This window comes from Nostoc sp. UHCC 0252 (assembly GCF_034931145.1).
Classification (GTDB): domain Bacteria; phylum Cyanobacteriota; class Cyanobacteriia; order Cyanobacteriales; family Nostocaceae; genus Nostoc.
Genome location: NZ_JAYGHE010000006.1, coordinates 140,149 through 166,925, shown reverse-complemented (window position 1 = coordinate 166,925; position 26,777 = coordinate 140,149). Strand labels below are relative to the sequence as shown.

Here is a 26,777-nt window from a genome sequence, read left to right as displayed (position 1 = left end):
GGATATTTTTGAGCGACGGTTGGGGGTGGATCATCCTAATACTGTAACTGTGCGTGGAAATTTAGCAGATTTGCGCGTAGGCGAAGCCCGCCGCGTACCGTGATAAAACTGAAAATTGCGATCGCTTAAACTCAGCCTTTCGTGTTCTGAACTCGGAGTTTCGTGTTCCAAACGAGAACATTCTTGTTTCAAGTGAGAATGTTTTTGTTCTAAATGAGAACGTTCCTGTTCCCAGTGAGAATATTTCTGTTCCAAACGAGAATGTTCCTGTTTCAAGTGACAATGTTTTAGCTTTAAGCTCGACGTTTCGCGTTTTGAGGTGGAATGATGTTGTTGTAAAGGCGATCGCTCTAGTTTAAAGTGTAAATCGACAAGCGATCGCCTGGTTTAGAAATGAGCATTACTCAAATAAATCAAATCCCTTTTCGCTTCTCAGCTTTCTGTCAAAACTTGCTGTTGAATTACAACCATAATCTTGAGCGATTGCACCAATTAAATAGTCAGAAAAATCTGCACTTCCCTGCTTAAATCGCTGTAATGCTTGATAAACTACAGAGCGATTTTCTAACTCAAACACCGAACATTGCAGCATCAAGTCTATGGTATTACTAATTTCTTCTCTACTAAATTGATAAGGGTTCCCGCGCAAAACCCATACTAATTCACAGAGAACTATATTAGCAACAAAACATTGCTCTCCACTTTCGATAATTTCAGCAGCTTGCTTCCACTGCTTTTCATCATCTTTTGTCAAGTAACGCACTAAAATATTTGTATCAAGTCCAATCACTTGAACCTTCTTGGATTGCTACTTCCATTTCTTCTAAAGTTGCGCTTTGCATCCCCTGACGGTGTAAAATCCCGGATAAACTTTGGATAGGGATATTTAGGGGAATTAATTTGACTGTTCCATTTTCATCAATAACAAAATCAACCTTATTACCTGGATCAAGGTTAAGATAATCCCGAATTTCTTTGGGAATAGTTACCTGTCCTTTGCTGGTGATGGTAGCGCTAGCCATACCACGTTCCTTACATCAGTTCCTTACTTAAGGATAACGTCTATTGACTAATCCAGAAAGCAATATCTACGACGGGTTAAGACGAAGAACAGCTACTTTTAGACGCGGGGAAAAATTTTCATCGAGCAAAAAACGAACTTTCACTAAGCACTTACCTGACGTTCATTTCTTTGAGCTTTTAAGATTCTGAGGCGCTGTACCAAAGGTGAAGGATTTGCAACCGATTCTTGGTAACGCTGTTCACGCCATCTTGCCAGACGTGACAAATAAGCTTCGATATCGGCGCGATTATGGAAATAGTAAGTAATAGTAGCGTGAATTTGCTCTAAACTCAAGCTAGGTAGGTTAGCAGCAATTTCTTCCGGTGTATATCCTTCCAAGTAATAATCAAGTACATTGTCGATGCTGATGCGGTGTCCTTTTAGGCGAATATCATCGGCTGATAAAAAGTCAAAATAATCTTCTAGTTGCATTAGTCTACCCCGAATGGAGTTCATAGCTATATTATCTCGTATCAAAGCCTTGAATGATGGTGTTGTAAAGGCGACACCGAATAGCCCGTCGTAGACATCGCTCTCCTAAATCTTATTAATATAGACTAAGAGCGATCGCTTGTCGGTAAATCTTAAAGGCTATTCCATTCATCTAGCGTCATTTCCCTCTCTAAAATCACCTCAACTTCCCCAATCATCATCCGCAATTGTGGTACAGAATACTCATCATTAGAAGGAATAGTTAGACGATGTTGGCCATAAACCATAAACTGATGTCTTGTTCCAGAATAAGTCCCCTCAAACCCAATCCGTCGTAATTTCTTTACAAAATCCCGACGCTTACACGGTATCCATCGGCTCAAGGCTCGGCTCCTTGTTGAGGTCAATATTATCAATTACTGGTAGAGAATGTCCCAGCTTTAACCCAAGTAAAATCCAGTCTTCCAGTGTTGAGCGTAATTCATCTTCACACTCGCGCAAAGTCGATGCAAAGGCTATCACTCCTTTGCAAACAGGAATTCTACCTGTAAATGTACCATCTTCTAACTTGTCATAAATTGCCTGGGCGATCGCTCGGTCAACATAGTCGCTCAGAATAAATCTTATCGCCATGAAATCTCGCGTTGTGCTACCAGTTTCATCTTACGTTAAAAAATTTATTGTAAACCCATAAGCGATCGCCCAGGCTAAAATTCATATTGAACTAAGTAAAAATGCCTGATTACTATTCAAAAGCAGCTTTTACTTCTTCAAAAGCAGCTTTTAATCTCGCATTTTAGTGTTTTCCACAAACAAAAGCAGCTTTTACTTCTTCAAAAGCAGCTTTTAATCTCACATTTTAGTGTTTTCCACGAACAAAAGCAGCTTTTACTTCTTCAAAAGCAGCTTTTAATCTCGCATTTTAGTGTTTTCCGCAAGCAAAAGCAGCTTTTAATCTCGCATTTTGGTGTTTTCCGCAAACAAAAGCAGCTTTTACTTTCTCAAATCCCAGTTTGCTGACTCATTAGAGTAATTTACGTATTCATTTTGGTATATAGCGATTCCCAGTTAAGTGAGGTACAGATAATATTTTGAAACGCAAAGGGACGCGAAGTAAAGCGCAGAGGTACGCAGAGATTTGTACCTCAGCATACTAGGAAACGCTATATCATTAAGCCGAAAGCTGGCGATGCTCTAAAAAAGAAGTGTAAATTTATAGGCGATGTCTACAACGGGCTATTTGGCGTCGCCCCCACAACAAAAAATCAGTTACGATCAATTATATAATTATCTTCACAAACACAGAAATGTTAATTACATACACTGCAAAATATACAAAAACTAATAGCGGATATATGGGACAACTCATTGAATGGCAAGAAGTCATCACAGAGGGAGAAACCATAGAAGAATGTAGGGCTATGTTGCAAGATGCAACAAAAGAAATGATTCTTGCTTATCGTCAACAAAATAAGGAAATTCCTACAGGTGGTTTTTTACTCGAACAAATTCCGATAGAGGTTTGAGTGTGTCAGTCAAACGAAAAGAGCTAATTAAATATTTAGAAGAAAATGGCTTTTATTTATTAAGGGAAGGAGGAAATCATTCTATTTATACTAATGATATAAAAACTCTTCCTGTAAAACGGCATCGTACCATTGATCGGATTACTGCTAATGAAATATGTAAACAAGCAGGTTTACTACCTAATTTTTAACTGCTCTGTTGATAAACCTTAAAGGCTATTGCATTCTTCTAGCGTGATTTCTCGCTCTCAATGTTCAAAAATTGATTCTTCTGATGGGTTACTTCAGTTGAATGATGTTGTTACCCTGTTTACCATTTAGAACCATCGAAGGTAATGAAATTTTGGGCAGATTGTAAACTAAGTGAAGGTGATTATTTGCAAACCCCTCATGTAGAGACGCGATTTATCGCATTTAAAATACTGACACGTTAGAGAGACGCGATAAATCGCCGTCTCTACAAAGAATGGACTCTCAACTGAAGTTGTAATTAACCAACGCTTTTGCTAAAAGTCTTATGTTGCAGGGATTGTAGATTATTCTCTCGCCAAAGTGATAAAAGCTCTTTAATCACTCAAGCTGATGACGGGTTCAAGAGAGCTACAAAACTGTACTTAACAGTACCTTTTTTTATGTTGGATATTTTTAATATTCATAAGAGTAGCTTATTTAATATTAGAAGTTTTTGTTATTTGTACTTATAGTAGTATTTCTGCTCACTTTAACTAAAATACCAGCGTTACTATGTGCTACATCTAACATATATGAACAATTATTCTGAATGTTGCTAGTTTAGTTAGTAGTTGGATGAAAATAAGGCATAAATTATCTAAAATTAATATATTTATTTAGTAAATTTTATCATCCTCATTCTTTAGTGAATTTGATTAGTTATGCTCCTAGATTTAGAAAGATTTTATCAGGCTTGCAATCCGAGCAGACCTCTAATCATAGGAAATCCCAGCGATCGCAGGTACTATATCGATTTTGCTGCGGTGCGGGGTGGCAAAATTATCGAAGCTTTGCAGCGCACGATCGCTAAAATATCGCCCAATGAACCAACTTGTCAACTATTTACAGGACATCTCGGCTGTGGAAAATCAACGGAGTTGTTACGGCTTAAAGCTGAATTAGAAGCGCAGCAATTTCATGTAGTTTACTTTGAGTCTACCCATGTCTTAGAAATGGCAGATGTGGATGTGACTGATGTTTTGTTGGCGATCGCAGGCCAAGTAAGTGAAAGCCTAGAAGCAATGAAAATTAGGCTAAAACCTGCTTATTTTAACAAGTTATTTGGTGAAATTGTCGATTTTCTGCAAACACCGATTGACCTTGGGGTAGAAGCAGAATTGTCTGTAGGGATTGCCAAAATTACAGCTAAAACTAAAGAAAGTCCCCAATTGCGGCGGCGGTTAAGAGATTATTTAGAACCACGAACCGCAAATATTTTACAGTCAATTAATCAAGAACTGCTAGAACGTGCCAACAATGAACTGAAAGCCAGGGGTAAAAAAGGACTGGTGGTTATTGTTGATAACTTAGATAGAGTTGCAATTCGACCTTTACCATCGGGGCGATCGCTGCCAGAATATTTATTTATTCAGCGTGGTGAACAGTTACGTAAACTGAATTGTCATGTAGTCTACACTATTCCTTTAGCCCTGACTTTCTCCAACGATAGCGCCGAACTTCAACATCGTTTGGGGGGAGGAGTCGCACCCAAAATGCTACCGATGATCCCTGTACGTCTGCGCTCTGGAGAGATTTTTCCTCAAGGGCTAGCACTGATGCGGCAAATGGTACTAGCTAGAGCTTTTCCAGACATTTTACCTAGCGATCGGTTAGGCTTAATTACAGAGGTGTTTGATAGTCTGGAAAGCTTAGATCGATTGTGCCTAATTAGTGGTGGTCATGTCCGCGACTTGCTAGGTTTGCTATTTGACTGTCTGCGAGAACAAGATCCACCTTTTGAGCGGGAGTGTGTTGATTTGGTAATTCAACGACAGCGAGATTACCGAGCCAATGCCATCGACCCCCATGAGTGGGAATTAATCTTTCAGGTGGTGCGACAGCAGAGAGTTAGAGGTGATATAGAATACTACACGTTATTGCGAAGTTTATTTGTATTTGAATACCGAGATCATCAAGGAGCTTGGTTTGCCGTCAACCCAGTTTTAGCAGAGACGGAAAAATTTAAATCATGGTTGAACGACACCAACAAGCAGATATAAGAGCAGCTAATGAGCAAGCTCTACGGAGTTTGGGGAGAGCAATTACCCTTTCTAGCGGTCAATTCTCCCTGGTTTTGGTGTGCTGCAATTATCGGGTTTTGCAAGAGCTTATGCTGCAACGGCTCGAAGAAATTTCTTCAGAAGGACACCGTATTCAAAAGGTAGTTCTGCCGCATAATGCTAGAAGTCTTTACACAAGTATTCATTTACAACTGGTAACTGAAAATAATCCGCCAGCAGCGTTGATGATTTTGGGTTTAGAGTCACTAGATGGACTTGACGATTTTTTGAGGTCTGTAAATCATATTCGTGATGAATTTCGTAAGCGCCATCCATTCCCGATGATTGTGTGGGTGAATGACGAAGTGTTGCAAAAGGTAGCGCGTTTAGCACCAGATTTTGCGAGTTGGGCGGCTACGCCAATTCGGTTTGAGATGACAACTCAATCATTGCTGCAATTTTTGCAACAGGAAACTGATTCTTTATTTGCCACAGTGTTACCAAGCGACATCGCACAACATCAACCTCCTCAAATCGCAAAGCATTATTCCACTGTCGAGCAAGTCTGGGAACATAGCTATGAACTCCACTTTGCCATTGGAGAGTTGCACAATCGTGGTATTACCTTAGAGCCAGAATTACATGCTAGTTTAGAGTTTGTTTTTGGTCTAGATAATTATATTAGCGATCGCATCAGTACAGCTTTAACCCATTTTCAGCAAAGCTTACAAGTTTGGCAAAAGTTGGAGGAAATAGGGGAGGTAGGGGAGCAGGGGAGTAGGGAAGTAGGGGAAGTAGGGGGAGTCTTTTCTTCGTCTGCACCTCCTAGTCGGCCATCTCCTCTACCTTTGCGACAGGGAATCTTGCTGTTTTATATTGGGCTGTGTTATTGCCGTTTCGCAGAGCAAAATCAAACAGAAAACCGTCGTCATTGGTACACAGCTAAATCTTATTTTCAGCAATGCTTGAATGTTTTGCAGGTGGCTGGACGTTTAGATATAGTTGCTGGGTTTATTGGTCAACTCGCTGAAGTTTTACAATATCTGCAAGAGTGGGAAGAATTGCAGACTGTTGCTCAAAAGTCTCTGGAGTTGCATCAAACTTATGGTAGTCAAATTCAATTAGCTTGTGACTACGGTTTTCTGGCACAAGTGGCTGTGCAGCAGTCGCGGTGGGTACAGGCGAGTATATTAGCCCATGTATCGCTGTTGAAATTAGGTGAAGCGCAAAAGCACAACGACCCTTATAACTGCTTTTTTCCATTACTGTTAGCACAAATTTACTATTTAGTGTTGGCGAAAGCACAGCGAAATTTAGGTGAATTGGTAATCGCTCATGAATACTTAGAAAAAGCAACAAAAGAACTGCCAGCAGCCTTAGAAAGCAGTGCCCATCAATACGATGCCCATCGTTATATTCGTTTATTGCGGACACTGCGATCGCTATACTTTGAAGAAGGACGCTATTTGGAAGCTTATTACATTCGGCAGAAACGGCGTTCTGTTGAGCAGCAGTACGGTTTTCGAGCTTTTATTGGTGCAGGGCGTTTGCAACCCCAAAGACAGGCGACAAACCCAGCATTAATGTCACATTTTGGGAGTAGCAGCGTTGCTTTAGAAATTGCGGCTTCTGGTCGGGAGCGTGATATTAATAACTTAATTGGGAGAATTAGCCGCTCCGATCAAAAGCTGACGGTGATTCACGGTCAATCAGGGGTGGGTAAGAGTTCTATTGTCACTGCTGGTTTAGTTCCGGCACTGCAAAACCGAGCTATTGGCGATCAAATAGCTGTACCTGTAGTATTGCAAGTTTATAGCGATTGGGCGCGGGAATTAGAGAAATCTTTAAGTGAGGCGATGTCTGCTGACCAATCCCTTGCCGTCTACGCTGATATTAAGCTAGAAACAGCCATTGAAGCGGAAGCTTTGCCTTATTTTGACACACCCATCACCATCGTCAGAATTATCCAACAACTCAGACAAAATGCTGATAACCATCTGATCACAGTTTTAATTCTTGACCAGTTTGAAGAATTTTTCTTTGGTAATAGCGATCGCAGGCAGAAGCAAGAATTTGATAAATTTATTAGCGATTGTCTAAATATCCCCTTTGTCAAGGTTATCCTGACCTTGCGAGAAGATTATTTACATCGTTTGTTAGATTTTAAACATCTCTCGGCATTAGAAGCGATTAATAATAACATTCTCGACAAGCATATTCGCTACCAGTTGAATAACTTTTCGCCAGAATATGCCAAAGCAATTATCCAAAAATTGACCGAGCGATCGCAATTTAATTTAGAACCTGCTTTAATTGATGCCTTAATTGAAGATTTATCCACAGAATTTGGAGAAGTCCGCCCCATTGAATTGCAAGTTGTGGGAGCGCAACTTCAAGATGAGCGCATTACGACACTAGAAGAATATCAGCCATATAGACCCAACAAACTCATCGAGCGATATCTTAAAGAACTGATTAAAGACTGCGGCCCAGAAAATGAACGAGCCGCCTTACTCGTTTTATATTTATTAACAGATGAAAGTAACAATCGACCATTTAAAACTCGTGCTGAGTTAGCGGCGCAATTAGCAGAATTAGAAGATGTCAGCAAATTAGAATTAGTGTTAGACATCTTAGTTCGTTCCGGTTTGGTAGTACTATTCCCTGATGTACCAGAACGCTATCAATTAATTCATGATTATTTAGTAGACTTAATTCGCTACCTACAGCAACAAGAATCAAGTTTACAGGTACAACTAAATCAGTTACGCCATAAAGTAGAACAAAGTAAAGCTGAAATTGACCGACTTAAAAGCGAACTTAGCCAAAAAACGCAGCGTTCCATATTAGTAGATTCTTATCCTCAACAGGGATTAGATTTATTAACGGAATTACGAGAATTACACAAGCGGGAAGAATTGAGTCAGTTACAAATTGAGCAATTACGAGCTGAACTAAAAGAAAAAGAGTTAACAGCAAAACTTGCAGAAAGTCAAAAGAAACAAAGACTTAGTGAAGCTCAATTAAATCGTTCGTTGAAAATTGCCCTAACTGCTTCCATTCTCGCCATATTGGGATTAAGCGTTTCCATTGTCACAGCAGTAGATAGTGAAATTAAAACCCTCAGTGCATCCAGTGAAGCCCTCTTTGCATCGCAAAAAGGTATTGATTCTTTAAAAGAAGGTTTAAGGGCGGGAAGAAAATTACAACAAACAGTTTGGGTAGATTCCAATACAAGACAGCAAGTACAGACGGCGCTTTATCAAGCCGTTTCTGGGTTGAGAGAATATAACCGCTTAGAAGGGCATTTATCTGGAGTAAATAGTGTTACATTCAGTCCTGACCATTCTTTAATTGCCTCAGCCAGCGCGGATACTACCATTAAACTTTGGCTTCCTGATGGTAGCTTATTCAAAACCTTATCTGGGCATGAAGATGTAGTTAATAGCGTCAGTTTCAGCCCCGATGGTCAAATTGTTGCTTCCGCTAGTCAAGATAAGACGGTGAAACTTTGGAGTCGAGAGGGTGTATTACTTGTTACTCTATTAGGGCATCAAGGTGTAGTGAATAGTGTCAGTTTTAGCCCTGATGGACAGATTATTGCCTCAGCAAGTACAGACAAGACAGTGAAATTATGGAGTCGGAATGGTAAACTGCTCAAAACCTTGCCAGGACATGATAGTGCAGTTTTGAGTGTAACTTGGTCAACCGATGGACAAACCATTGCTTCAGGGAGTGCTGATAAGACAGTGAAATTGTGGAGTCGGGATGGTAAGCTGCTCAAAACCTTGCAGGGACATGAGGATGCAGTTAAAAGTGTAGCTTGGTCAAACGATGGGAAAACTATTGCTTCAGCTAGTCTAGACCAGACAATCAAACTGTGGAATCTGAACGGCAAATTACTGCGAACCTTATCAGGGCATAGTGCTGGAGTTACCAACGTCAGTTTTAGCCGTGATGGTAACACGATCGCTTCCGCAAGTACCGACGAGACAATCAAACTCTGGAGTGTTGAAGGTGTGTTGCTAGGAACCCTGAAGGGACATAATAATTGGGTTAACAGCGTCAGCTTCAGCCCAGATGGTCGCACCCTAGCTTCTGCAAGTCGAGACAAAACTATTAAACTCTGGCATTGGGATGATGTGTTATTGCGAAAACCCAAAGCCGATAATGATGATTGGATAACTAGCATCAGTTTCAGCCCAGGCGATCGCACCTTAGCAGCAGCAAGTCGAGACAAAACTGTAAAACTCTTCAGCCGCGAAGGTAAACTACTCCGCATATTTACAGGGCATCAGGGTCAAGTTTGGGGGGTTAGTTTCAGTCCCGATGGTAAAGTAATTGCCTCAGCTAGTAAAGATCAAACCGTGAAACTTTGGAGTGTTGACGGTATGCTCAAAACCTTACAGGGTCATAACAGTACCGTCTTGGGTGTAGCTTGGTCGCCTAATAGTCAAGTAATTGCCTCAGCGAGTAAAGATAAAACAGTAAAGCTTTGGAGTGCTGACGGTAAAATGCTTAACACCTTGCAAGGACATAAAGATGCAGTAAATTGGGTAAGTTTTAGCCCCGATGGTAAGTTGCTAGCCTCAGCCAGTGATGACAAAACAGTGAAAATCTGGAGTTTAGAGGGCAAATTGCTCTATACCTTAAATGGTCATAGCCGCCGGGTAAATGGGGTTGCTTGGTCGCCTGATAATCAAGCGATCGCTTCAGCTAGCATTGATAGCACCGTGAAGATTTGGAGCCGCGACGGAAATCTGCTAAATAATCTTACAGGCGATGGTGATAGTTTCATCAGTGTGAGTTTCAGCCCAGATGGTAAGACTTTGGCAGCTAGCAGTGATGACAAAGTAAGGATTTGGGACCGAGAAGGGACATTACTCATTGCTTTAAAAGGTGATAAGCAAGAGTTAACCAGCGTCAGTTTTAGTAATGACGGTAAGACTCTGGCTGCGGGTAGTGGTAATGGCACAGTGATTTTCCAGAATTTGGCAGATATCGAACTGGAAAAATTGCTGGCGCGGGGTTGCGATTTGCTACATGATTATTTGCAGACTAATCAGAAAGTCATGAAAGGCGATCGCGCCTTGTGTTCTAGTAGGTGATGAACCAGACTTGAAGCGATGATTCGATGACTCAATCAATCATAGGTTGCAACTACTCTCCAACTGTTTGATGTCCTGTTCTTGATATTCTTGAGGAACGAAAGTGTAACCAAACTCAGAACACTTGGACTTGATAATTTTGGCTAATTCAACCTTTTCCTTTTTACGATTACCATTCTCAAACTTGATTTTATCTGTCTCATCAGCTCCCTTAGCTTCAAAATTAGGGCTTGCTAAGTTATCTCGTAAATTTATACGTGTTGGCTTTTCTTTTATATTTGTAAATAAGGCTTGAATTAAGACTTCAGCCGCATCGTAAGCTGTCACAGCCCAAGAACTAATTTCTCTACCTTGCCATAATTCTTTAGCTTGATTAGCAAAATTGGATTGAGAAACTGTTGTTTGTATCCACGGAGTAGTCACCACTAAACGATCTTTAACATCTTCACCTAGCAGAAGTGTTTCATCAGTGAAAAGGGGATTTGCTCCTACTATCACAAAATCTTTAGGACTAGCTTTTATTAATTTGAAAGTATTACGTAAGCTATAGTCAGTGGTTCCTCCATCAGGAATAACGACAAAGGCTTTAACCCCTTTAGCATTTGCATATTCAATAGCTTTGCTTGGCTTGAAGAAAGGGTTAGATAAATGAAATAAATGGAAATATTTATATTTATCTTTATCTTCTAACTCATTTATAATCTCTATATTAAAATCAGAGAAATTCTTTTTTAATTTATCTAAAAAGGATTTACTGAAGTCACTTGATGGATTATAAAAAACTGCCACTTTATATTTTTTTTTACTTTCTAGATAACGTGCTACAGCTATAGTGTTTCGCTCAAGAGAGGGAATTGTGCGGAAGAAAAAATGATCGTTTGGACGTGGAAGTTCTGCGGAAGTACTCCCAGGAGAAACCGATACGAACTCGCCCTTTTCATAAATATCCCTCGTTTTAAGAGTAAGATCGCTAGCATAATGACCTATGACTGCAAATATATGCTTCTGCTCTACTAAAATGCTTGCAATTTTTTGAGCTTCCTCAACCTTGTTTGCGTCATCCGCTATCAATACTTTAAGACCAATTTTAGGCTGATATTTTTCTTTACTCAAAAATTCTTCTTGGGCTTGAGCAACTCCCCTTAAAATTTGTAAAGAAGTATAAAGGTTACTACTTATAGGAACTACTACAGCAATTGTATAAGCTGCTATATTGTATCTTTCAATTCTAGCATTATTAAGATATATCAATGTTTCAGGATCATTTGGTTCTTTATCTCTTGCGTTTTGAAGTAATGTTATAGCGTTTTGATAATCATTTTTTTGATAAGCCTTTACACCCTCGATTTTGTCAGTTAAAATAGACCCTGAAATTAGATATTTCTCCCCACAACTCAAAGATTTCAAACTCGGTAAATTTATATTAATATTTTCCTTAAGATTTGGACAAAGAGTATTTGAGTAATCCGATGTGTTTTGATGTACTAATGTTGCCAACAATAATCCGATAGTTATACACCCAATAATAATTAGTAGTCTTTTTATTAAAGGTCTTCTAATGACATTTTCATATCTGTTTATATTAATCGAATTATTTACTATTGGCAAAATATCTGATTTTGGTGGTGATGATTCAACACTATTAACCTGGGTTTCTGGCTGATTTTCCTTTGCTTTTAACTCTTGCTTTCTTTGTTCAATCTGGTTTTCCCGGTCTCTCATGTTTTGATTTAGTTGTTCAATCTCCTGTTTCAACTGAAGCTTTCGCCTTGGATTTATTTCGCAACGCTCCTGATTGTATAGCTCATTCAATAGATCCGAATCTTTTGCCAGTTGCTCTTGGATGACTTTTAGCTGATTATCCATAGCTTATTTCCTCCGCAACTTAGAGACTAACTGTTCCCAAGCAGACTTAATGTTGAAACCACTTCCAAGCTCTAACTCACCTTCATACTCCACAAGCATTGGCACAATAGGTAGAGTTATTTTTAATTTATGTTTGGCATCTAGTTCAGGATCTTTGATAATTTCAGCTACTGCTACACTATTGAGAGGCAAACCAGGAATTCGTTCTTCTAATGCTGCTAACATTTGCTGCATCTGTTGCTCTGAAATCAAGTTTGCTTCCAGTGCATCTATTAGGTTCTGAATTAAAATTAATTGTGTTTGATCTAGTTGCTGAGTAATAGTACTAATTATGGCTCGTTCGATAGCATCATAGCGGTTTAATAAAGCTTGACGCATTTGATTTTGATTTTCATAAATTGCAATTTGACCATTTAGTAAAACATTTAATTTCACATCCATTTGCTGCAATTGGCTTTCGACCTTCTGCATCTCAGCATTTGGAGTATTTGATAATTCTTGGTCTAGTTCAGCGTACTCTTGTTTGTAGCGAGCAAGTGAGTCCCATTGCCGCTCAATTTCCTGACGATACCCAGCCTTTACACGAGGGTTTGTCTCGTACCGCAATGCCTCTTCAAACTCCTTAAGCAGCTCTTGGTCTTTACTAATGTGTGTTTCCAAATCTTGTAGTCTCTGAGAAAAGCCTGGAGAGAGCATAGGGTTAATTTTTTACTTCCTGGATAGCTAACTTTGTAAATTGCAGATAGATTCAGTAAACTCAACAACACTTGGTTTTCATTCGGAACTCAACTGAAGTGAAGCCATACTGTAATTACTGTAAGTCATTTATAGTGTAGCAATGTCTCGCATCTGTGCGCGATCGCACTCCAAAAACTCCTAGCCTGATAAATAACTCGACTTAAAAGCGATCGCTCCTGATACCAACCAAAGGCGCAATCGTTTTCTATTACCAAACCTCAATCTGTTGTTTCAGAACTACGGCACAAAAATTAGCCAGGACTCATAAACAAAGCTGTACATCTTGGTAGCATTGAGTGAAGTACCCGTCAGCAAGGGAGCGAGGGCGATGTATGCAAGCGTCACACAACCACTGACTTTTGAAGAGTTTCTTGCCTGGGACGATGGTTCAGGCAGAGAGTTTGAGCTATTGGATGGGATTCCCGTGCCATTATCAGAACCAAATGCAAATCATGAAGATTTGATCCAGCGACTGTGTACCTATTTAGAAAATCACTGCCAAGAAAATGACCTGCCTTATGTGTCGCGCCAGTCCAAGCAGGTTCGGCTCAAGACAACGCCAGGAGAAAAGGAAAAAAGTCGGAAAGCAGATATTGTCATATTTGCAAGAGTTGAATGGCAGAGGATGAAAACGATCTCTAGTTCTGCTGCTGCATATATTCCACCACCGGGAATCATTGAGGTCGTTAGCAACAACTGGAAGGACGACTATCTGACAAAACTTGCTGAATATGAGGACTTGGGCGTTTTCGAGTACATCATTGTAGACTATGCTGCTTTTGGTGGGATTCGGTTCATTGGCTCTCCTAAGCAGCCAACCATTACAATCTATCAACTTGAAGATGGAGAGTATTTACCCCCAAAGGTGTTTCGAGGGGAGGATCGAATTGATTCTAGATTGTTTCCGAATATTACCCTAACGGCTGAACAGATTTTTGCAATGAGTCGCTGATTAGCAATGAAGAAATTTATTATAGTCGTCTTCTTGCCACTAATTTAATGGGCGATCGCTCTTATCATTGGAGGTAGCGATCGCTGGTTTAACTAAATAGACTTTTTGCATGAGTAAAGTCTATGTGTTTGAAATAGAGTTACCTGCAAGCTGCTTTTGAATAAATCTTGTTTTGCTCTAAACTCAGATCCAATAGGCTTCTATCCTCTCCTATAGCGATATAACAGTTTCAGCAGATTGGCCCGACGCATAACGAGGGCGAAGATGTAAGGTGATTTCCGTATCGAGCCGTTTGAGGAAAATGAGGAGTTTGCCCTCGCCAAAGCGTTGAAACTCTCCTTTCATCAAATGAGATACTTCTGGCTGGGGAATGCCAAGAAGTTCGCTGATTTCGCGCTGTTTCAGGTCGCGTTGAGAAAGGAGGCGCAGTACCTGAATCCCTATCTTGCCTCGCATAAAAAGTTCCGAAGCATCCTCTAAACCGAGATCACCGAATACGTTGCCACTGCTTTCCTCAAAAACGGGTTCTTGTGTCATTGTTGTTTCTCCCTTGCCACTGCGTCCTTATAGCGTTGTTTAATCAGGTCAACATCAGTCTGTGGGGTTTTAATCCCCTGCTTTGATTTCTTCTGAAAAGCGTGCAGAACATAGATTTTCTCTCCAATCTTTACCGCATAGATTGCCCTGTAAGTATCGGTATCGTAGCGTTTGACGATTTCATACACGCCGCTTCCAACCCCTTTTAAAGGTTTGGCATCCATTGGTGTTTCCCCTGCTTGCACCAATTGCAGCGCATAGCCTACTGATACACGCACATCTTCAGGAAATGAGCGGATATTTTTGAGAGAGTCTCCCATCCAAATCAGAGGTCGTAAAGGAATTTCTATAATACCCTCGTCCATTTTATATGAAATTTCCTATAAAATAAGTTAGACGATACTATTACCTGCTATTACTCAAGGTCTTAGGGATTTATTTGGTTACGGGACTGGTGCGGCTCGAACGCACGACCTGACGCTTAGGAGGCGTCCGCTCTATCCAACTGAGCTACAACCCCAACTATGAAGCACATATAATTATAGCAGTAGTTTTACCGAGACTGCCAAACATTATCCCAAGAGCCGCCGCCTACTTCTAAACCACAAAGAAAACTTTCTGCTTTTAGGATTATTTTAGATTTTCTCCCATTTAATTCTCGTAACTCTAAATTTAACTTCCCTTGCATAGTGTCTCGGCAACAGTATCTTAAACCATCCTCTGTGGGCGCACGCAGAGGTGTACCAGCTAAATCTGTGGTTCCTGTCAATTCAATTTCATAATTAGAGTTCGTAGCTTTCATTTGCCATCTACCCCAAGGCTGAATTTCCCAGCTTACTTGTGAATTCCAGGGAACGAATTCATAAAACTTGCCTTGATAGTGCAACCCAATCATCGCTACAGATTCCATCCACCACAGCACACCCCGCCGTCCACCGCCAGCAGTTAATGCTAAATCGGGTTCGCCTTCAAAGCAATTACAATTTATCCAAAACCATTTTTGCGGGAAAGCACCACCCCAATTTTTCTCGCCGTAGGCTGGGGCGTTGGTGAATTCGTAGATTTTCCCATTCCAATCAATCTTCCCAGTGGCTAAACCGTGAGCCATCAAAATTTGCCATCCGGGTTCAAAAATCTGTGAGAATGAGAGCCAGCCGGCGGTTGATTGCTGAATGCTATTTCGATTACCCCAACCGTATACTGGTTGAATTTCATACTCCCAACGGCAATAATTATTGGTGGCGCGATCGCAAATAATTCCTTGATTTAAGGTGGCTGTGGCTTGATATCCCTCTTGAACATGATGCTCAAACTCTGCTGGGAGAAGGTACAGAGGAGAAATTTGCAAATCTGTTTTACCCCAATGACCTAAACCTAAAACATCCCGACTACCCCAAAATTTATTCACATCAGGAAAAGTACGACATAAATACTCATCATCTGGGCCGAGGATTTGGGCTGCACCGCCACTATGGGGTTTCCCGCCGATGGGGTCTTCGATGGAGTACATAAAGGCGAATGTTTGCCCAATTTCCGGCAAAGTGACGCGGTAATACCAACCTTCAAAGAAGCGGCGACTACCGCCATCCCAGTGATAACCAGAATGGGGCGTTTGGGTTGATTGGAGGAAATTGAGGGGAATAGTTAACATAGTATATAGTTGCCGATTTTTCAGTATGCGCGATGTCTAACGACAAGCCGAAACGTCTACGCTTCGATATCAATGATGCTTATGAAATTCTTGGGCTAGAACCCGGTGCATCTCAAGCACAAGTAAAGCGAACTTACCGTAAACTGGTAAAAATTTGGCATCCCGATCGCTTTTTTGATCCAAAGCAAAAACAGGAAGCTGAGGAAAAAATCAAATTAATTAACGTAGCTTACAACAAGCTCAAATCAGAAAGTCCATCCGAGCCTCCCATTTCAGAAAATCCTTCTTCATCTTCGCCTAAAAATCCCACAAAAATATCTGTCAATCGTTGGGATGCAGAAGCTTTCTATACTTTAGGCGTAGAGAATGCCACGGAAGGAAGATATGAGGATGCGATCGCAGATTTTACCCATGCAATTCGTCTCAATCCTAACTATGTTGACGCATATAAATATCGTGGGCTAGTTTGCTCCCAACTGGGATACGAATATAGAGCCGCCTCCGATTTAAATAAAGCTACACAAATAGAACAGGGGTTAAAAAATCCTGGTGCTGCAAGGAGAGTGCGATCGCCTAGATATGTATCAAAGCCTAGACCTTTGCTAGAAAGATTTTGTCAAGGGATTAAAAAGATATTACGGCTAAATCGGCGTTGGAGATGAGAAGCACCATATTTTAAGATACTTTGGATGGCGATACCATACTTTAAGTTAGTCAATACCTATGCTTGGGAATACTAAGTAGAGTTGGATTTGCTGCTGATTTCCTAGTATGAGCGATCGCTTCGATATAAATCACGTTTACAATATTCTGGGGTTAAAACCAGGTGCATCTGTTGATGAGGTCAAGCAAGCTTACCGCCAGATGGCTAAGACTTGGCATCCAGATTGTTTTTTTGAACCGCAGCAAAAGCTAGAAGCAGAAGAGAAAATCAAAGAAATCAATCAAGCTTATGCAAGGTTAAAGTCTTATCAGCCAGATGAGACAAATCAATCTGCTTGCACATTTACCAAAATTGATTTCACTCCATCCAATGCTGAAAGTTTCTACAAACTGGGGATGGAGAAAGCTCAAAAAGGAAAATATACTGAAGCAATTGAAGACTTTACCCAAGCGATTCGTCTCAACTCCAACTACTTTGAAGCGTATAAATACCGAGGGATTGCTTGCTCGAAACTAGGATATGAAAATAGAGCAAAGTCAGATTTGAAAAATGCCAGAGAACTGGAACTGAAACAGAAAAAAGCATCGCCAAAGCCACCAACGCCACCACCACCCAAACCGACATCGCCGCCACCACCACCCAAACCAACATCGCCGCCAAAGCCATCAACGCCGCCACCACCTGAATCACAGTCTCAACCTTCACCGTGGAAATGTGTACACACCCTGATCCATCTGAACTGGGTTTTTACAACTGCAATTAGTCCAGATGGGCAAACTTTGGCTAGTGGAAGTGGTGATAATACTATCAAGATTTGGCATCTTGATACAGGGAAATTACTACATACTCTCACTAGTCATACCAAATGGGTAAGATGCCTAGACTTTAGCCCAGATAGTCAAACTCTGGTTAGTGGCAGTGATGATAGCAGCATAATGATTTGGCAAGTGTCTACAGGTAAATTACTCAAGACGCTCAAAGTACATTCAACTCCAGTTTTTTCTGTAATCATTAGTCCAGATGGTCAAACTATCCTGAGTGGCGGTACAGATACTACTATCAAGGTTTCTCATATAGAGATGGGACAATCACTGCAAGTCCTCAAAGGTCATTCTGGCTTAGTTTACTCCCTTGCTATTTGCCCAAAACAACAGATTTTTGTCAGTGGCGGTGCAGATAATACCATTAAGCTGTGGAATTTGAAGAGTAACAAACTGCTGCAAACTCTCAACGGACATTCAGGTTGGGTGATGTGTGTCGCCATTAGCCATGATGGAAAAATTTTAGCTAGTAGCAGTTATGACCAAACTATCAAGCTATGGGACAGTAGTACAGGTAAGCTAATTAACACATTTGCCGGACATTGCAGCTATGTTTGTGCGATCGCTTTTAGTCCCGATGGTCAGCATCTTGTTAGTGGTAGTGCAGATAATACTGTAAAGCTATGGGATGTTAACACGGGACAGCAACTTTACATGCTGGGCAATCATTCAGATTGGGTTAACTCCGTCGCTTTCAGTCCCGATGGCAAAACTTTGGTTAGTGGTAGTCGAGATATGACAATCAAACTTTGGCGATGCGATGTCTAATTCAGGATCTTGAAGATATACTTTTTCCGTTGCCTCTAGTCTAGATAATAAGGTGCTGGCTAGTGGCAACGGGGATAAAACTATTACCCTATTCCCTAAAAGTAAAGCTCTCGTTCTTTAACTATAAAATTTTACTGCTGCTAAAACGGTATTGAACAGGACTTACGCAAAAAATAGCCCAAACCCTAATTTCCGGGTAGGGGCAATTCATGAATTGCCCCTACCGCGTGTAGTTTTGCGTAAGTCCTATTGGAGATGAGAAGCGCTACATAGCGCTTCTGTGTTAAGTCCATACCTTAAGAAAGCATGAATTTAGTATCAATGCTCTAGAGAGTCGGTCGTTTACTTTCGAGGATTTCTGTTGCTTTTTGGACAGTAAGTGGGCGGTAGAATAAATAACCCTGTATCTCATCACAGTTGATAGATTTCAAGAACTCTAATTGTTCTTCTGTTTCTACCCCTTCGGCTGTCAACTTCAATCCCAAGCTTTGTCCCAAGGTAACTATGGCTTTAATAATATGAGATACTTTGGAATCCGGCTTCAAATCTTTCACGAAAGACTGATCTATTTTTAAAGTATGGAGTGGCAAAAGCTGTAGGCGCGAGAGTGAGGAATGACCCGTACCAAAGTCATCAATGGAGATGCAAACACCCATCTGCTTTAGCTCCTCTAACACCGTTCTGGTGAAACCCAAATCCTCAATGGCTGTGGTTTCCATAATTTCTAATTCTAAAAAGTGGGGTTCTAGACCCGTTTGCTCTAAAACTGTGGTTATAATTTCCACCAATTTGGGTTGGCGGAACTGCTTTAGAGAAAGATTGACAGCCATCGTTATAGGTGGCAATCCGGCATCTTGCCAGATTTTATTTTGCACACAGGCCGTCCGTAGCACCCATTCGCCGATGGCAATAATTAATCCGCTTTCTTCAGCGAGGGGAATGAAGACACTGGGCGCAACTAATCCCATTTCTGGGTGCTGCCAACGTAACAGAGCCTCCATTCCAGTAATTTTTCCTGTGGCAATGTTCACGCGAGGCTGATAGTACACCGTAAATTCTTCACGTTCTAGGGCATAGCGCAAACTCTTTTCTAAAGTCAGAAGTTCAGGATTCTTGGCGCTTAGAGAAACACTATAGAATTGGTAGTTATTCCGTCCTTTATCCTTGGCGTAGTATAAAGCGGCATCTGCGTGCTGGATTAGCGTTTCGGCATCAGGACTGTTGCTATCAAGCAAGGCAATACCGAGGCTAGCAGTCACATAAAGTTCATGCCCTTGGAGATGGAAAGGATCTTCTAAGGCTTGTAAGATTCTGTACGCCACCTGCGTTACTTCGTCAATATCAATGACTCGCGGGAGCAAGATAGTAAACTCATCGCCTCCCCATCGGGCTATGGTGTCTCCGCCTCTGAGTAAATCTTGTAATCTTTGAGCAACACTTTTCAACAATTGATCGCCCAAAGTGTGACCTAGAGTATCATTAATAAACTTGAAGCGATCTAGATCAAGGAAGACCACAGCTAAACTTTCGTTATTTCGCGTGGCGTTGGGTAGAGTTTTACTGAGCAGTTCATTAAATAGTAGGCGATTGGGCAACCCTGTCAGCAAGTCATGAAGGGCTTGATAGCGAATTTTTTCTTCTACTTGCTGACGCTGCCGCGCACCAAGAATACTGGCGGCCATCGTTAAGAGGGTAGATTCTTCGTGCTTTGACCAGTGACGCTCAAAGGTGCAGTCTGCCAAGCCAAGGTATCCCCAGCATTCATTCTCCAACCGGAGAGGAATTAGAATCAAGGATTTAATACCATCTCGGATTAGGAATTCTTGTTCGGCGACAGGAAATTTTTGGGTGAGTCCACTAATGGACTGGCCGCTAGAGAGAACAGTATACCAACGCGCTAATCCAGAACCTTCATAAGGCTGATTCTGCCAGTAATGGCGGGTAGATTCAATCAAAGATTGCGTCCATTCAAACCTTAAACTGACGGCTATTTCCCCTGTAGCAGGATGGGGATGGTTTTGAAAGAGATAAGCGCGATCTGCCTTGGCAGCTTCGCCCAGTACAGCTAAAGCCCTCTCAATACCAGTTTCATAATTCATTTCCCCTAGCAAATAATTAGCGGCTTCTGCAACTGCTTGAAGCAAGCGATCGCGCTGACGCAACTCAGATGTGGCTTGTTTTTGCTCCGTAATATCCCTAATAATAAAAGTTCTAATTAAATCACTTTGAGGAAGGTAGAGAACGGATTGTTCAAAAACTTCTGTACCTACTTCCACTTCCCGTACAAAAGAATTTTTTTCTAGATTCTTAACTGTACTCACAAGTCCTGCTAATATTGGGTGTTCTGTCCCAATTTCTCTAAGTTCAGGAAACTTAAGGGCTGCGGCTGGATTAAGATAAGTCACTACTCCCTCGAAATCCATCTCAATAATTGGATTTGGGATCAGTTCAGGAAACGATGCTAGGCGAGCTAAGGCAGATTCACTAGCTGCTTCCAAACCAGGATCGATCGCTAGGGTTTGAAAAGGATTTGCAGGACTAGCTTGCTCTGATAGAAAACCAGATAAGTCTTCAACATCAAAAGATTCAGAAAATGCTTGTTCTGAAATATTGGAAATGGCATAATATTTAGCCTGAGCCTGATTACTGCCAAAGGCAATAGTATCTCCATTTCTAAGATTATGAGAAAAACATTTAGCGCCATTTATAAATAAGCCATTAGTGCTTCCTTTCCCCTTGAAGTTGCCATCAATAATCTGGAAGCCATATTGGTCAGTCTCTGGAACAGTTACTCGCAATAAAATTGCATGTTGCATTGATACTGACCGGGAAGCCAAGAGAATAGTGTTTGCAGGATGCCGCCCTAGAGAATAAGTAGTCTCTCGTAAGGGTACAGTTCGCCGTCCTTGCAGGTCTTTAATGACCAACAGATGGCGTATTTTTTCCCGCTCATTTCCTAGCATTGCTCTTCCTCAAATTTTCATATATTTATGTCTTAGTCTGAAAAATACCACTCCCAAAAAGAAGTGCGTTCTGATAAGTCTGAACTTCTAGGAAAACTTGTTTAATCAAAATTGTCACCACCTAAGATCACAAAATTGGTGTGAGTTACAAACCAGCCATTCTATTCATGATTGAGTTCTTGAATAATATGACTGATTTTTAAATCAGTTTTTGTGGTAGAAGTTATAGATGTTTTCTAGACTCATTTGGACTTCCAAATAATAAATTATCTAGTAGGGTGTCTTATGGCGCATAACGCACCGCCTAAGATAACAGGTATGTTACGCTATCGCAATAACGCACTCTACAACCACGATTATTGGTTGGAATATTTTTTAATTGAAAGTCCCAGATATAAGTTATAAACTGTGTCCCTTCGTCTATATGGCTTAACCTTGTCTTTCTTAGGATACCCAGAATAAAATCAAACCCTGAATAGAATATATGGTATATTTACGGATTTTTATTCTGAGCGCTAGGGCAATTTCCGTTAATAAATCTACCGTCGCCGTTGGTTTCGACTTCGCTCAACCAACTAAGGGATCGAGAGTTGAGCGTTCGCGTAGCGTCTCGAAGAGAAGTCGAAACTCGTCAACCTGGGTATATTCTTTGTGAGAAATCACCTAGAAAAACTCGGAATTATATAGATAACCATTTGATTTCTATTTTTTAATGCTGGGAAACCACTTTTGGTAAAGCTAATCAAGGAAAAGAAACTGTTTCGAATTCCTAAATTTTAAAAAAGATTATAAAGTAAACTAAAATACAGACCCTGTTCTTGTAATGTTCTCTCATTTGAGTCAACAGATATTAAAGGAATACCCCAGTCAAGACGAACTGTGAAGCGATCGCTTTGTGACCAACGCAACCCCAGACCAATAGCAGCTAGAGTATTAGGATCGGGATTTACTCTACCAGAACTATTCCAGCCAACACCAAAATCCACAAAGGGGATAACCTGTAAGGTGCTATCTATTTGGGGTAAGCGCAGAATTGGTACTTGAACTTCCGCAGAGACAAAAGTACCATTATCCGTCAGCAGGTAATCTTGACGGTAGCCTCGAACGCTATCCTGGCCACCTAAGCCAATTTGCTCTAAAGGTAAAAGTGATGTGGATGCAAGTTGCGTATTTAAACGAAGTAACAGTAAGGTTTCAGGAGCTAAAAGGCGTGCCCACTGCGCTTGCCCTTGCCAAGCAAAAAAACGGCTATCGGGAAGGTTTTGATTAATCGTGGGATTCAACACATCGAAACCTAAGCTAAATTGAGAGCGGAGGGCGATGACTTCACGGCTGTTACGACTCGTCCATTCTTGAAAAAATCGCAACGCAGATACTCTGGTGCGTCCCTGTTCATCAGCACCAGGCGAAAGTAGAGAGGGGGAAAACTCTGGTTGTAGATTCCACGAGATATCACTTTCGCGTCGGGAAGCTGTTAACCCAAGGGTAAATTCTTGAGTAGGAGTTTGAACTATTGGCTGGCGGAATGTCAATTCATAATAGCGAGAAGCTGATTCGATATCTAAATCTTTGAAAGAAGGTTCAATGACATTACTCGACGTAGTGCCATAGTTAAAAGTCAGTGTCCCATTGCGGGGATTAAGTGGTAATGTGTAGCTTGCGTCCAAGGAGTTGCTACCATCGGTATTAGTGTAAGCGGCACCCAAAGAATCCCCTAATCCTAATAAGTTGGCTTCATTCACTTGTAATCGGCGGCGAAAACTGCCAACGCTAGGCGATCGCCCATTATCAAGAACTATCTGGCTACTAAAGGTTTTCGCCTCAGTAACGTTGACTTCCAAAAGACTCGAACCAGTCCGCGATCCTGCTGAGAGTTCAGCAGATAAGTTTTGAATTAAAGGATTAAGTTGCAATAGTTGCAGTGCTTCTAGTAGACGCTGGCGATTCAGAGGTTGCGATGTAGCTATTGCTAGTCGGCTACGGACATAATTGGGATTCAACCGCCGAGTTCCAGTTACCTTAATATCTTCTAATTTACCTTCGACCACCTGAATTTTGACAACACCAGATTTGATTGTTTGGGGTGGGATATATGCACCGGAGGTAATATAACCATTACTGACGTATAAATCGGTAATTTTAGAACGTGCTTGATATACTTCAGTCAGCGATATTGGTCGTTTGGTAAATTCAGCAGTGGCGAGGGCTAACTCTTCAAGACTGAAGACTGTGCTACCAACAACTTCAAACTTTTCAACAACAATAGTTTGAGGAAAGTTGCCAGGGAGTGGTTCATCAGGTATGGGATTTGGAGCAGAGGGGGGAAATAGTTCTGCGGGTGGCGGAAGTGGCTGTGGCAGTTCAGGTGAGGGAAGCGGCGAAGGTATGGATGGCTGGACATCCTGTGGTGATGGAAGTTGTTGCGACAGAAGGAAATTACTCGTTGGTAATTGTGTAGCATCAACAGCCTGAGCTTTCAGTGGACTAGAAGATATACTGCTGAGTAATATAAGCATACTCAGTGGTAAGTGGGACGCTATAAGATTCTGAGGATATTTTTTATTGATCATCGCACTGGACTATTTTTGTCAGTAACTATGGGATTATACGGAAACTGCCTCAGATGTGGATCTTACTTCATCTTTTGCCGCTAAAGTTGATATTTTATTTACAGCAGTTTTCATGTATTTGAACCACATCTGTTGTAAGGGCACAGCATTGCTATGCTGACTTTTCATGTTATGTGGAAAAGTCCACGAAAAACCTAACCCCCTAACCCCCTTCCCGATGCGGGAAGGGGGAAATTCAAAGTCTCTCTCCTTTTAGGAGAGAGAAATAGAAGTGAGGTTTTCCAGATGCCGTGAAAAGTCAGATTGCTATGCCCTTACCGCATGGTCTATTTACATGAAAATAGCTGTAATATCATGTCCGGTCAAATAATTGTCATTGCGAATGCAACGAAGTGGAATGTTCGCGTAGCGTCTCGTAGAGATAGCAATCGCAAAGGTTTGGGATTGCCGCGCAACGCTTGCAATGACATAAGTATTGAGTCGAACATGATATAAAAGCTAAATAATTTGGCGATCGCAGACTTCAAAGCAATAAGTAAGTAGTACCATGTCCGCATAATTAGTTAGAGTGTTCCAAAAAATAAATGATCCAAAACCCGTCATTGCGAGCGAAGCGAAGCAATCGCAAGGGCTGGGATTGCTTCGCTTCGCTCGCAATGACAATTGAGCATTTTTTTACTTGGAGTACTCTTATGGTTCCCACAGTCATCAAATTCAAGCTTAAAAACAATAGTTTTTACTCCATATCCTTGTGCTGAAACATTCCCATCAATTTACGTTTACGAGCATGGGTTTGCATCAAGTTTTCTCGATAGTTTAACCAGTCAGCTTTCTTCCCAGATTCCAAGTAGGCAGCGCGGACTTTTTTTAACCATTTAACTGCATCGTAGTAATACTCGGCTTTACCTGCATCCATAATTTTTTCGGCACGGCGACGCGCATTAGCAATCACCCAACTAGGATTGTAAGGGATAGCAGCATCCATAACTCGGTGAATTAACTCTGAATCATAAGAACTAAGTTCACTAGCGATCGCAATTGCATCATCGATTAGCCCCTCATGCAAGAATATATCTACCTTGGCTGATGCTGTTCCCCAAGCATTATCAGTACGAACAATTCTCAGCAGGTCTGTTTTAACACTTTCCCAATTTTCCCCAGCCAATTCTGCCATCCTTTCGTAATCAACAAAGGAGGGCTTAATTTGAAAAGCCGCTTTGATTGCTAATAAAGCAGCTTCATTATTACCCAACTCCACAGCTAAATCACTTGTCCAAATTCCTAACTCATACTGACAATTGCCTGGTAAATTTAATCCACTTTGGGCTATATCTAGCGCTTGCTGTAATGCCTCTTGTTCGCTTAATGTTTTCGCTAGGGCAAAAGCCTCTTCCATTGAGTTCATCTGGGTTTGAGCAGCATCAATTGCTTCTTCTACTCTGCCCAAACGCCCCAACATAGTCAGATAATGCTGCGTTTGCCCTTCTGCTTCTGCTAAATACAAGTATTCTTGGTAACGTTCTTGACGTTCGAGGATTTTTAGCCGAATTAGCGCCAAATCATCTGCATAGTCTGGCACATCTTCTTCCCAAGCTCCCCTTTCGTTAATATTACCTTGGAGAACTTGCACTAGAGGCGGATAATCCCAACCTTGGCGTAAAGCTTCCATAACTAGGCCAAAATCAGCATTCCACTCATCTTGCCAGGCTTCCAAATTTATTTGAATATCAACTTTTTCTTCTGGGGTGAGTTCGGCAGTAAGAATTGCTTCACACCAAGCATTATTTAATTCTTCGATAAGTTCATCGTTTTCAGCACCGTATTCTGCAACGTCATCCCAATTTTCCACACACGTAGAGGTAATTGCTTCTAAAATAGCGATCGCATTCTCACCCTCTCCCCGTTCGCTAAAATCTACCGCAGTTTGCACCACACTCAGCAATTCATCGCCAATCGGGTCTTCTTCGCACCCCTCCTCAAAGTAGCGCACAGTATCCCGAAGAATCTGCCGGACTTGCCGCCGAAAAAGAGCCTGATCGATCGTAACGCGGCGCACAGGTTTTTTGGTTGTTTGCTCGACAATAGAATTCGTCATCCAACCTATATGACGATCAATCGCCTCAATTAGTGGTGGGTATTCATTTACCAACTCTTGCAGCAATCTTTGGGTTTGGATATGATCCAAGCGATTGAGTAGTTGTTCTAAGGTAGGGCGTTGCTCAATATATTCTGAGTTACGCGCACAGACGAGCATCGTTGCTACAATGTGTTTGCACCATCCCTCAAAGTTGTAGGCACAGGTGCAGTTTGCTGAGATTAACCCACTGCTATCGAAACTGAGATTGACATGATAAGGTCTTGCTTCAGTCCCTGCAACTTCAGCCTGAAGTCGATGACCACGTTGGGTAATAGCATTGACAGCACCAGCCTCATAGTATGCCTCGCCGCGTTGGAAAGATTTAGCGTTAGCATGACGGCGGATAGTAAATTCAGTAATTTGGGGAATAGACATCGAGCGATCGCCTGCGTAAATCTTTTGGATGAATCCTAAATCCAGCTTAGGTGTTAGCGATCGTGCTGTAAAGTCATTGGGGATTGGGAATTGGGAATTGGGAAAAGACTTGTTTCAAGTTCTCACCTCTTGTCCCCTTGTCTCCCCTGCTCCCTGCTCCCTGCCCCCTGCTTCTTCCCCATTCCCCATTCCCTTTAAAATAAGTATCTAGATTTGACTATAATTACTGAAAACATCCATCTTTTCGCCAGAAGTTAGTGAATCATAATTGAAGTTAGCAACAACCCTAAGTTAAATCAGAAAGTTATCAGGCGGATGGTAGGGGAATTAAATCAGTTAGCAGTTTCCAGTGTTCACTCATAACTGTATGCTGGG

General features: G+C 41.3%; 23 protein-coding genes and 1 tRNA gene. 7 read left to right on the top strand and 17 right to left on the bottom strand.

Annotated elements, in window-relative coordinates; translation table 11 throughout:
- Positions 1-400: 400 nt before the first annotated feature.
- The 5 genes from VB732_RS06300 to VB732_RS06280 form a co-directional block, all read right to left on the bottom strand.
- Positions 401-790, bottom strand: coding sequence for a type II toxin-antitoxin system VapC family toxin (locus VB732_RS06300; RefSeq protein WP_323229972.1), 390 nt, complete (start codon positions 788-790; stop codon positions 401-403).
- The gene (locus VB732_RS06295; RefSeq protein WP_323229971.1) at positions 777-1,022 is read right to left on the bottom strand and encodes an AbrB/MazE/SpoVT family DNA-binding domain-containing protein; all 246 of its coding nucleotides are present in this window, start codon (positions 1,020-1,022) and stop codon (positions 777-779) included. Before VB732_RS06295 ends, VB732_RS06300 begins: the two co-directional genes overlap by 14 nt.
- 143 nt (positions 1,023-1,165) lie before the next feature.
- Positions 1,166-1,519: a DUF433 domain-containing protein gene (locus tag VB732_RS06290; protein WP_323229970.1), complete on the bottom strand. Its 354-nt coding sequence runs from the start codon at positions 1,517-1,519 to the stop codon at positions 1,166-1,168.
- Positions 1,520-1,647: 128 nt separating this feature from the next.
- Entirely contained in the window at positions 1,648-1,878 is a 231-nt protein-coding gene (locus VB732_RS06285; RefSeq protein ID WP_323229969.1) for a hypothetical protein, read from the bottom strand.
- Positions 1,856-2,128 carry a type II toxin-antitoxin system HicB family antitoxin gene (locus tag VB732_RS06280; RefSeq protein ID WP_229473067.1) on the bottom strand — a complete coding sequence of 91 codons (273 nt, stop codon included), beginning with the start codon at positions 2,126-2,128 and terminating at the stop codon, positions 1,856-1,858. The genes VB732_RS06285 and VB732_RS06280 overlap by 23 nt, the downstream gene beginning before the upstream one ends.
- A 674-nt stretch (positions 2,129-2,802) precedes the next feature.
- Between VB732_RS06280 and VB732_RS06275 the strand changes: the two genes are divergently transcribed.
- From VB732_RS06275 to VB732_RS06260, 4 genes are all read left to right on the top strand, one after another.
- Positions 2,803-3,021 (top strand): type II toxin-antitoxin system HicB family antitoxin, encoded by a 219-nt coding sequence (locus VB732_RS06275; protein WP_322638633.1) that lies wholly within the window; start codon positions 2,803-2,805, stop codon positions 3,019-3,021.
- A gap of 2 nt (positions 3,022-3,023) precedes the next feature.
- Positions 3,024-3,212: a type II toxin-antitoxin system HicA family toxin gene (locus tag VB732_RS06270; protein WP_322673462.1), complete on the top strand. Its 189-nt coding sequence runs from the start codon at positions 3,024-3,026 to the stop codon at positions 3,210-3,212.
- Positions 3,213-3,914: 702 nt separating this feature from the next.
- Complete coding sequence (locus VB732_RS06265) at positions 3,915-5,252, top strand: P-loop NTPase fold protein (RefSeq protein WP_323229968.1); 1,338 nt, start codon at positions 3,915-3,917, stop codon at positions 5,250-5,252.
- Positions 5,222-10,360 carry an NACHT and WD repeat domain-containing protein gene (locus VB732_RS06260; RefSeq protein ID WP_323229967.1) on the top strand — a complete coding sequence of 1,713 codons (5,139 nt, stop codon included), beginning with the start codon at positions 5,222-5,224 and terminating at the stop codon, positions 10,358-10,360. The genes VB732_RS06265 and VB732_RS06260 overlap by 31 nt, the downstream gene beginning before the upstream one ends.
- A 39-nt stretch (positions 10,361-10,399) precedes the next feature.
- On the opposite strand, the gene VB732_RS06255 is transcribed toward VB732_RS06260, so the two are convergent.
- The 3 genes from VB732_RS06255 to VB732_RS06245 form a co-directional block, all read right to left on the bottom strand.
- Entirely contained in the window at positions 10,400-12,226 is a 1,827-nt protein-coding gene (locus tag VB732_RS06255; RefSeq protein WP_323229966.1) for an ABC transporter substrate-binding protein, read from the bottom strand.
- 3 nt (positions 12,227-12,229) lie between these two features.
- On the bottom strand, positions 12,230-12,922 hold the full coding sequence (locus VB732_RS06250) for a hypothetical protein (RefSeq protein WP_323229965.1): 693 nt from the start codon (positions 12,920-12,922) through the stop codon (positions 12,230-12,232).
- A 125-nt stretch (positions 12,923-13,047) separates the two neighbouring features.
- Positions 13,048-13,179 carry a hypothetical protein gene (locus VB732_RS06245; protein ID WP_323229964.1) on the bottom strand — a complete coding sequence of 44 codons (132 nt, stop codon included), beginning with the start codon at positions 13,177-13,179 and terminating at the stop codon, positions 13,048-13,050.
- Positions 13,180-13,247: 68 nt separating this feature from the next.
- Between VB732_RS06245 and VB732_RS06240 the strand changes: the two genes are divergently transcribed.
- Positions 13,248-13,916 (top strand): Uma2 family endonuclease, encoded by a 669-nt coding sequence (locus VB732_RS06240; RefSeq protein WP_323229963.1) that lies wholly within the window; start codon positions 13,248-13,250, stop codon positions 13,914-13,916.
- Positions 13,917-14,126: 210 nt separating this feature from the next.
- Here VB732_RS06240 and VB732_RS06235 read toward each other — a convergent pair whose 3' ends face one another.
- The 4 genes from VB732_RS06235 to VB732_RS06220 all read right to left on the bottom strand — a co-directional run bounded on the left by VB732_RS06235 (position 14,127) and on the right by VB732_RS06220 (position 16,104).
- Positions 14,127-14,453 carry a helix-turn-helix domain-containing protein gene (locus VB732_RS06235; RefSeq protein WP_323229962.1) on the bottom strand — a complete coding sequence of 109 codons (327 nt, stop codon included), beginning with the start codon at positions 14,451-14,453 and terminating at the stop codon, positions 14,127-14,129.
- Positions 14,450-14,818 carry a type II toxin-antitoxin system RelE/ParE family toxin gene (locus VB732_RS06230; RefSeq protein ID WP_323229961.1) on the bottom strand — a complete coding sequence of 123 codons (369 nt, stop codon included), beginning with the start codon at positions 14,816-14,818 and terminating at the stop codon, positions 14,450-14,452. The genes VB732_RS06235 and VB732_RS06230 overlap by 4 nt, the downstream gene beginning before the upstream one ends.
- Positions 14,819-14,899: 81 nt before the next feature.
- Positions 14,900-14,973 (bottom strand) — tRNA-Arg (locus VB732_RS06225).
- Positions 14,974-15,006: 33 nt separating this feature from the next.
- Positions 15,007-16,104, bottom strand: coding sequence for a tocopherol cyclase family protein (locus VB732_RS06220; protein WP_323229960.1), 1,098 nt, complete (start codon positions 16,102-16,104; stop codon positions 15,007-15,009).
- Between the two features lie 32 nt (positions 16,105-16,136).
- On the opposite strand from VB732_RS06220, the gene VB732_RS06215 reads away from it, so the two are divergent.
- Positions 16,137-16,766 carry a J domain-containing protein gene (locus tag VB732_RS06215; RefSeq protein WP_323229959.1) on the top strand — a complete coding sequence of 210 codons (630 nt, stop codon included), beginning with the start codon at positions 16,137-16,139 and terminating at the stop codon, positions 16,764-16,766.
- Positions 16,767-16,875: 109 nt separating this feature from the next.
- Complete coding sequence (locus VB732_RS06210; protein WP_323229958.1) at positions 16,876-18,357, top strand: DnaJ domain-containing protein; 1,482 nt, start codon at positions 16,876-16,878, stop codon at positions 18,355-18,357.
- A 326-nt stretch (positions 18,358-18,683) separates the two neighbouring features.
- On the opposite strand, the gene VB732_RS06205 is transcribed toward VB732_RS06210, so the two are convergent.
- The 5 genes from VB732_RS06205 to VB732_RS06185 all read right to left on the bottom strand — a co-directional run bounded on the left by VB732_RS06205 (position 18,684) and on the right by VB732_RS06185 (position 26,402).
- Entirely contained in the window at positions 18,684-21,320 is a 2,637-nt protein-coding gene (locus VB732_RS06205; RefSeq protein WP_323229957.1) for an EAL domain-containing protein, read from the bottom strand.
- A 776-nt stretch (positions 21,321-22,096) separates the two neighbouring features.
- Positions 22,097-23,890 (bottom strand): ShlB/FhaC/HecB family hemolysin secretion/activation protein, encoded by a 1,794-nt coding sequence (locus VB732_RS06200; protein WP_323229956.1) that lies wholly within the window; start codon positions 23,888-23,890, stop codon positions 22,097-22,099.
- 33 nt (positions 23,891-23,923) lie between these two features.
- The gene (locus VB732_RS06195; RefSeq protein ID WP_323229955.1) at positions 23,924-24,058 is read right to left on the bottom strand and encodes a hypothetical protein; all 135 of its coding nucleotides are present in this window, start codon (positions 24,056-24,058) and stop codon (positions 23,924-23,926) included.
- Between the two features lie 194 nt (positions 24,059-24,252).
- A complete protein-coding gene (locus VB732_RS06190; RefSeq protein ID WP_323229954.1) occupies positions 24,253-24,447 on the bottom strand; it encodes a hypothetical protein in 195 nt (64 codons plus the stop codon).
- A gap of 179 nt (positions 24,448-24,626) precedes the next feature.
- A complete protein-coding gene (locus VB732_RS06185) occupies positions 24,627-26,402 on the bottom strand; it encodes an SWIM zinc finger family protein (RefSeq protein WP_323229953.1) in 1,776 nt (591 codons plus the stop codon).
- Between the last annotated feature and the right edge of the window lie 375 nt (positions 26,403-26,777).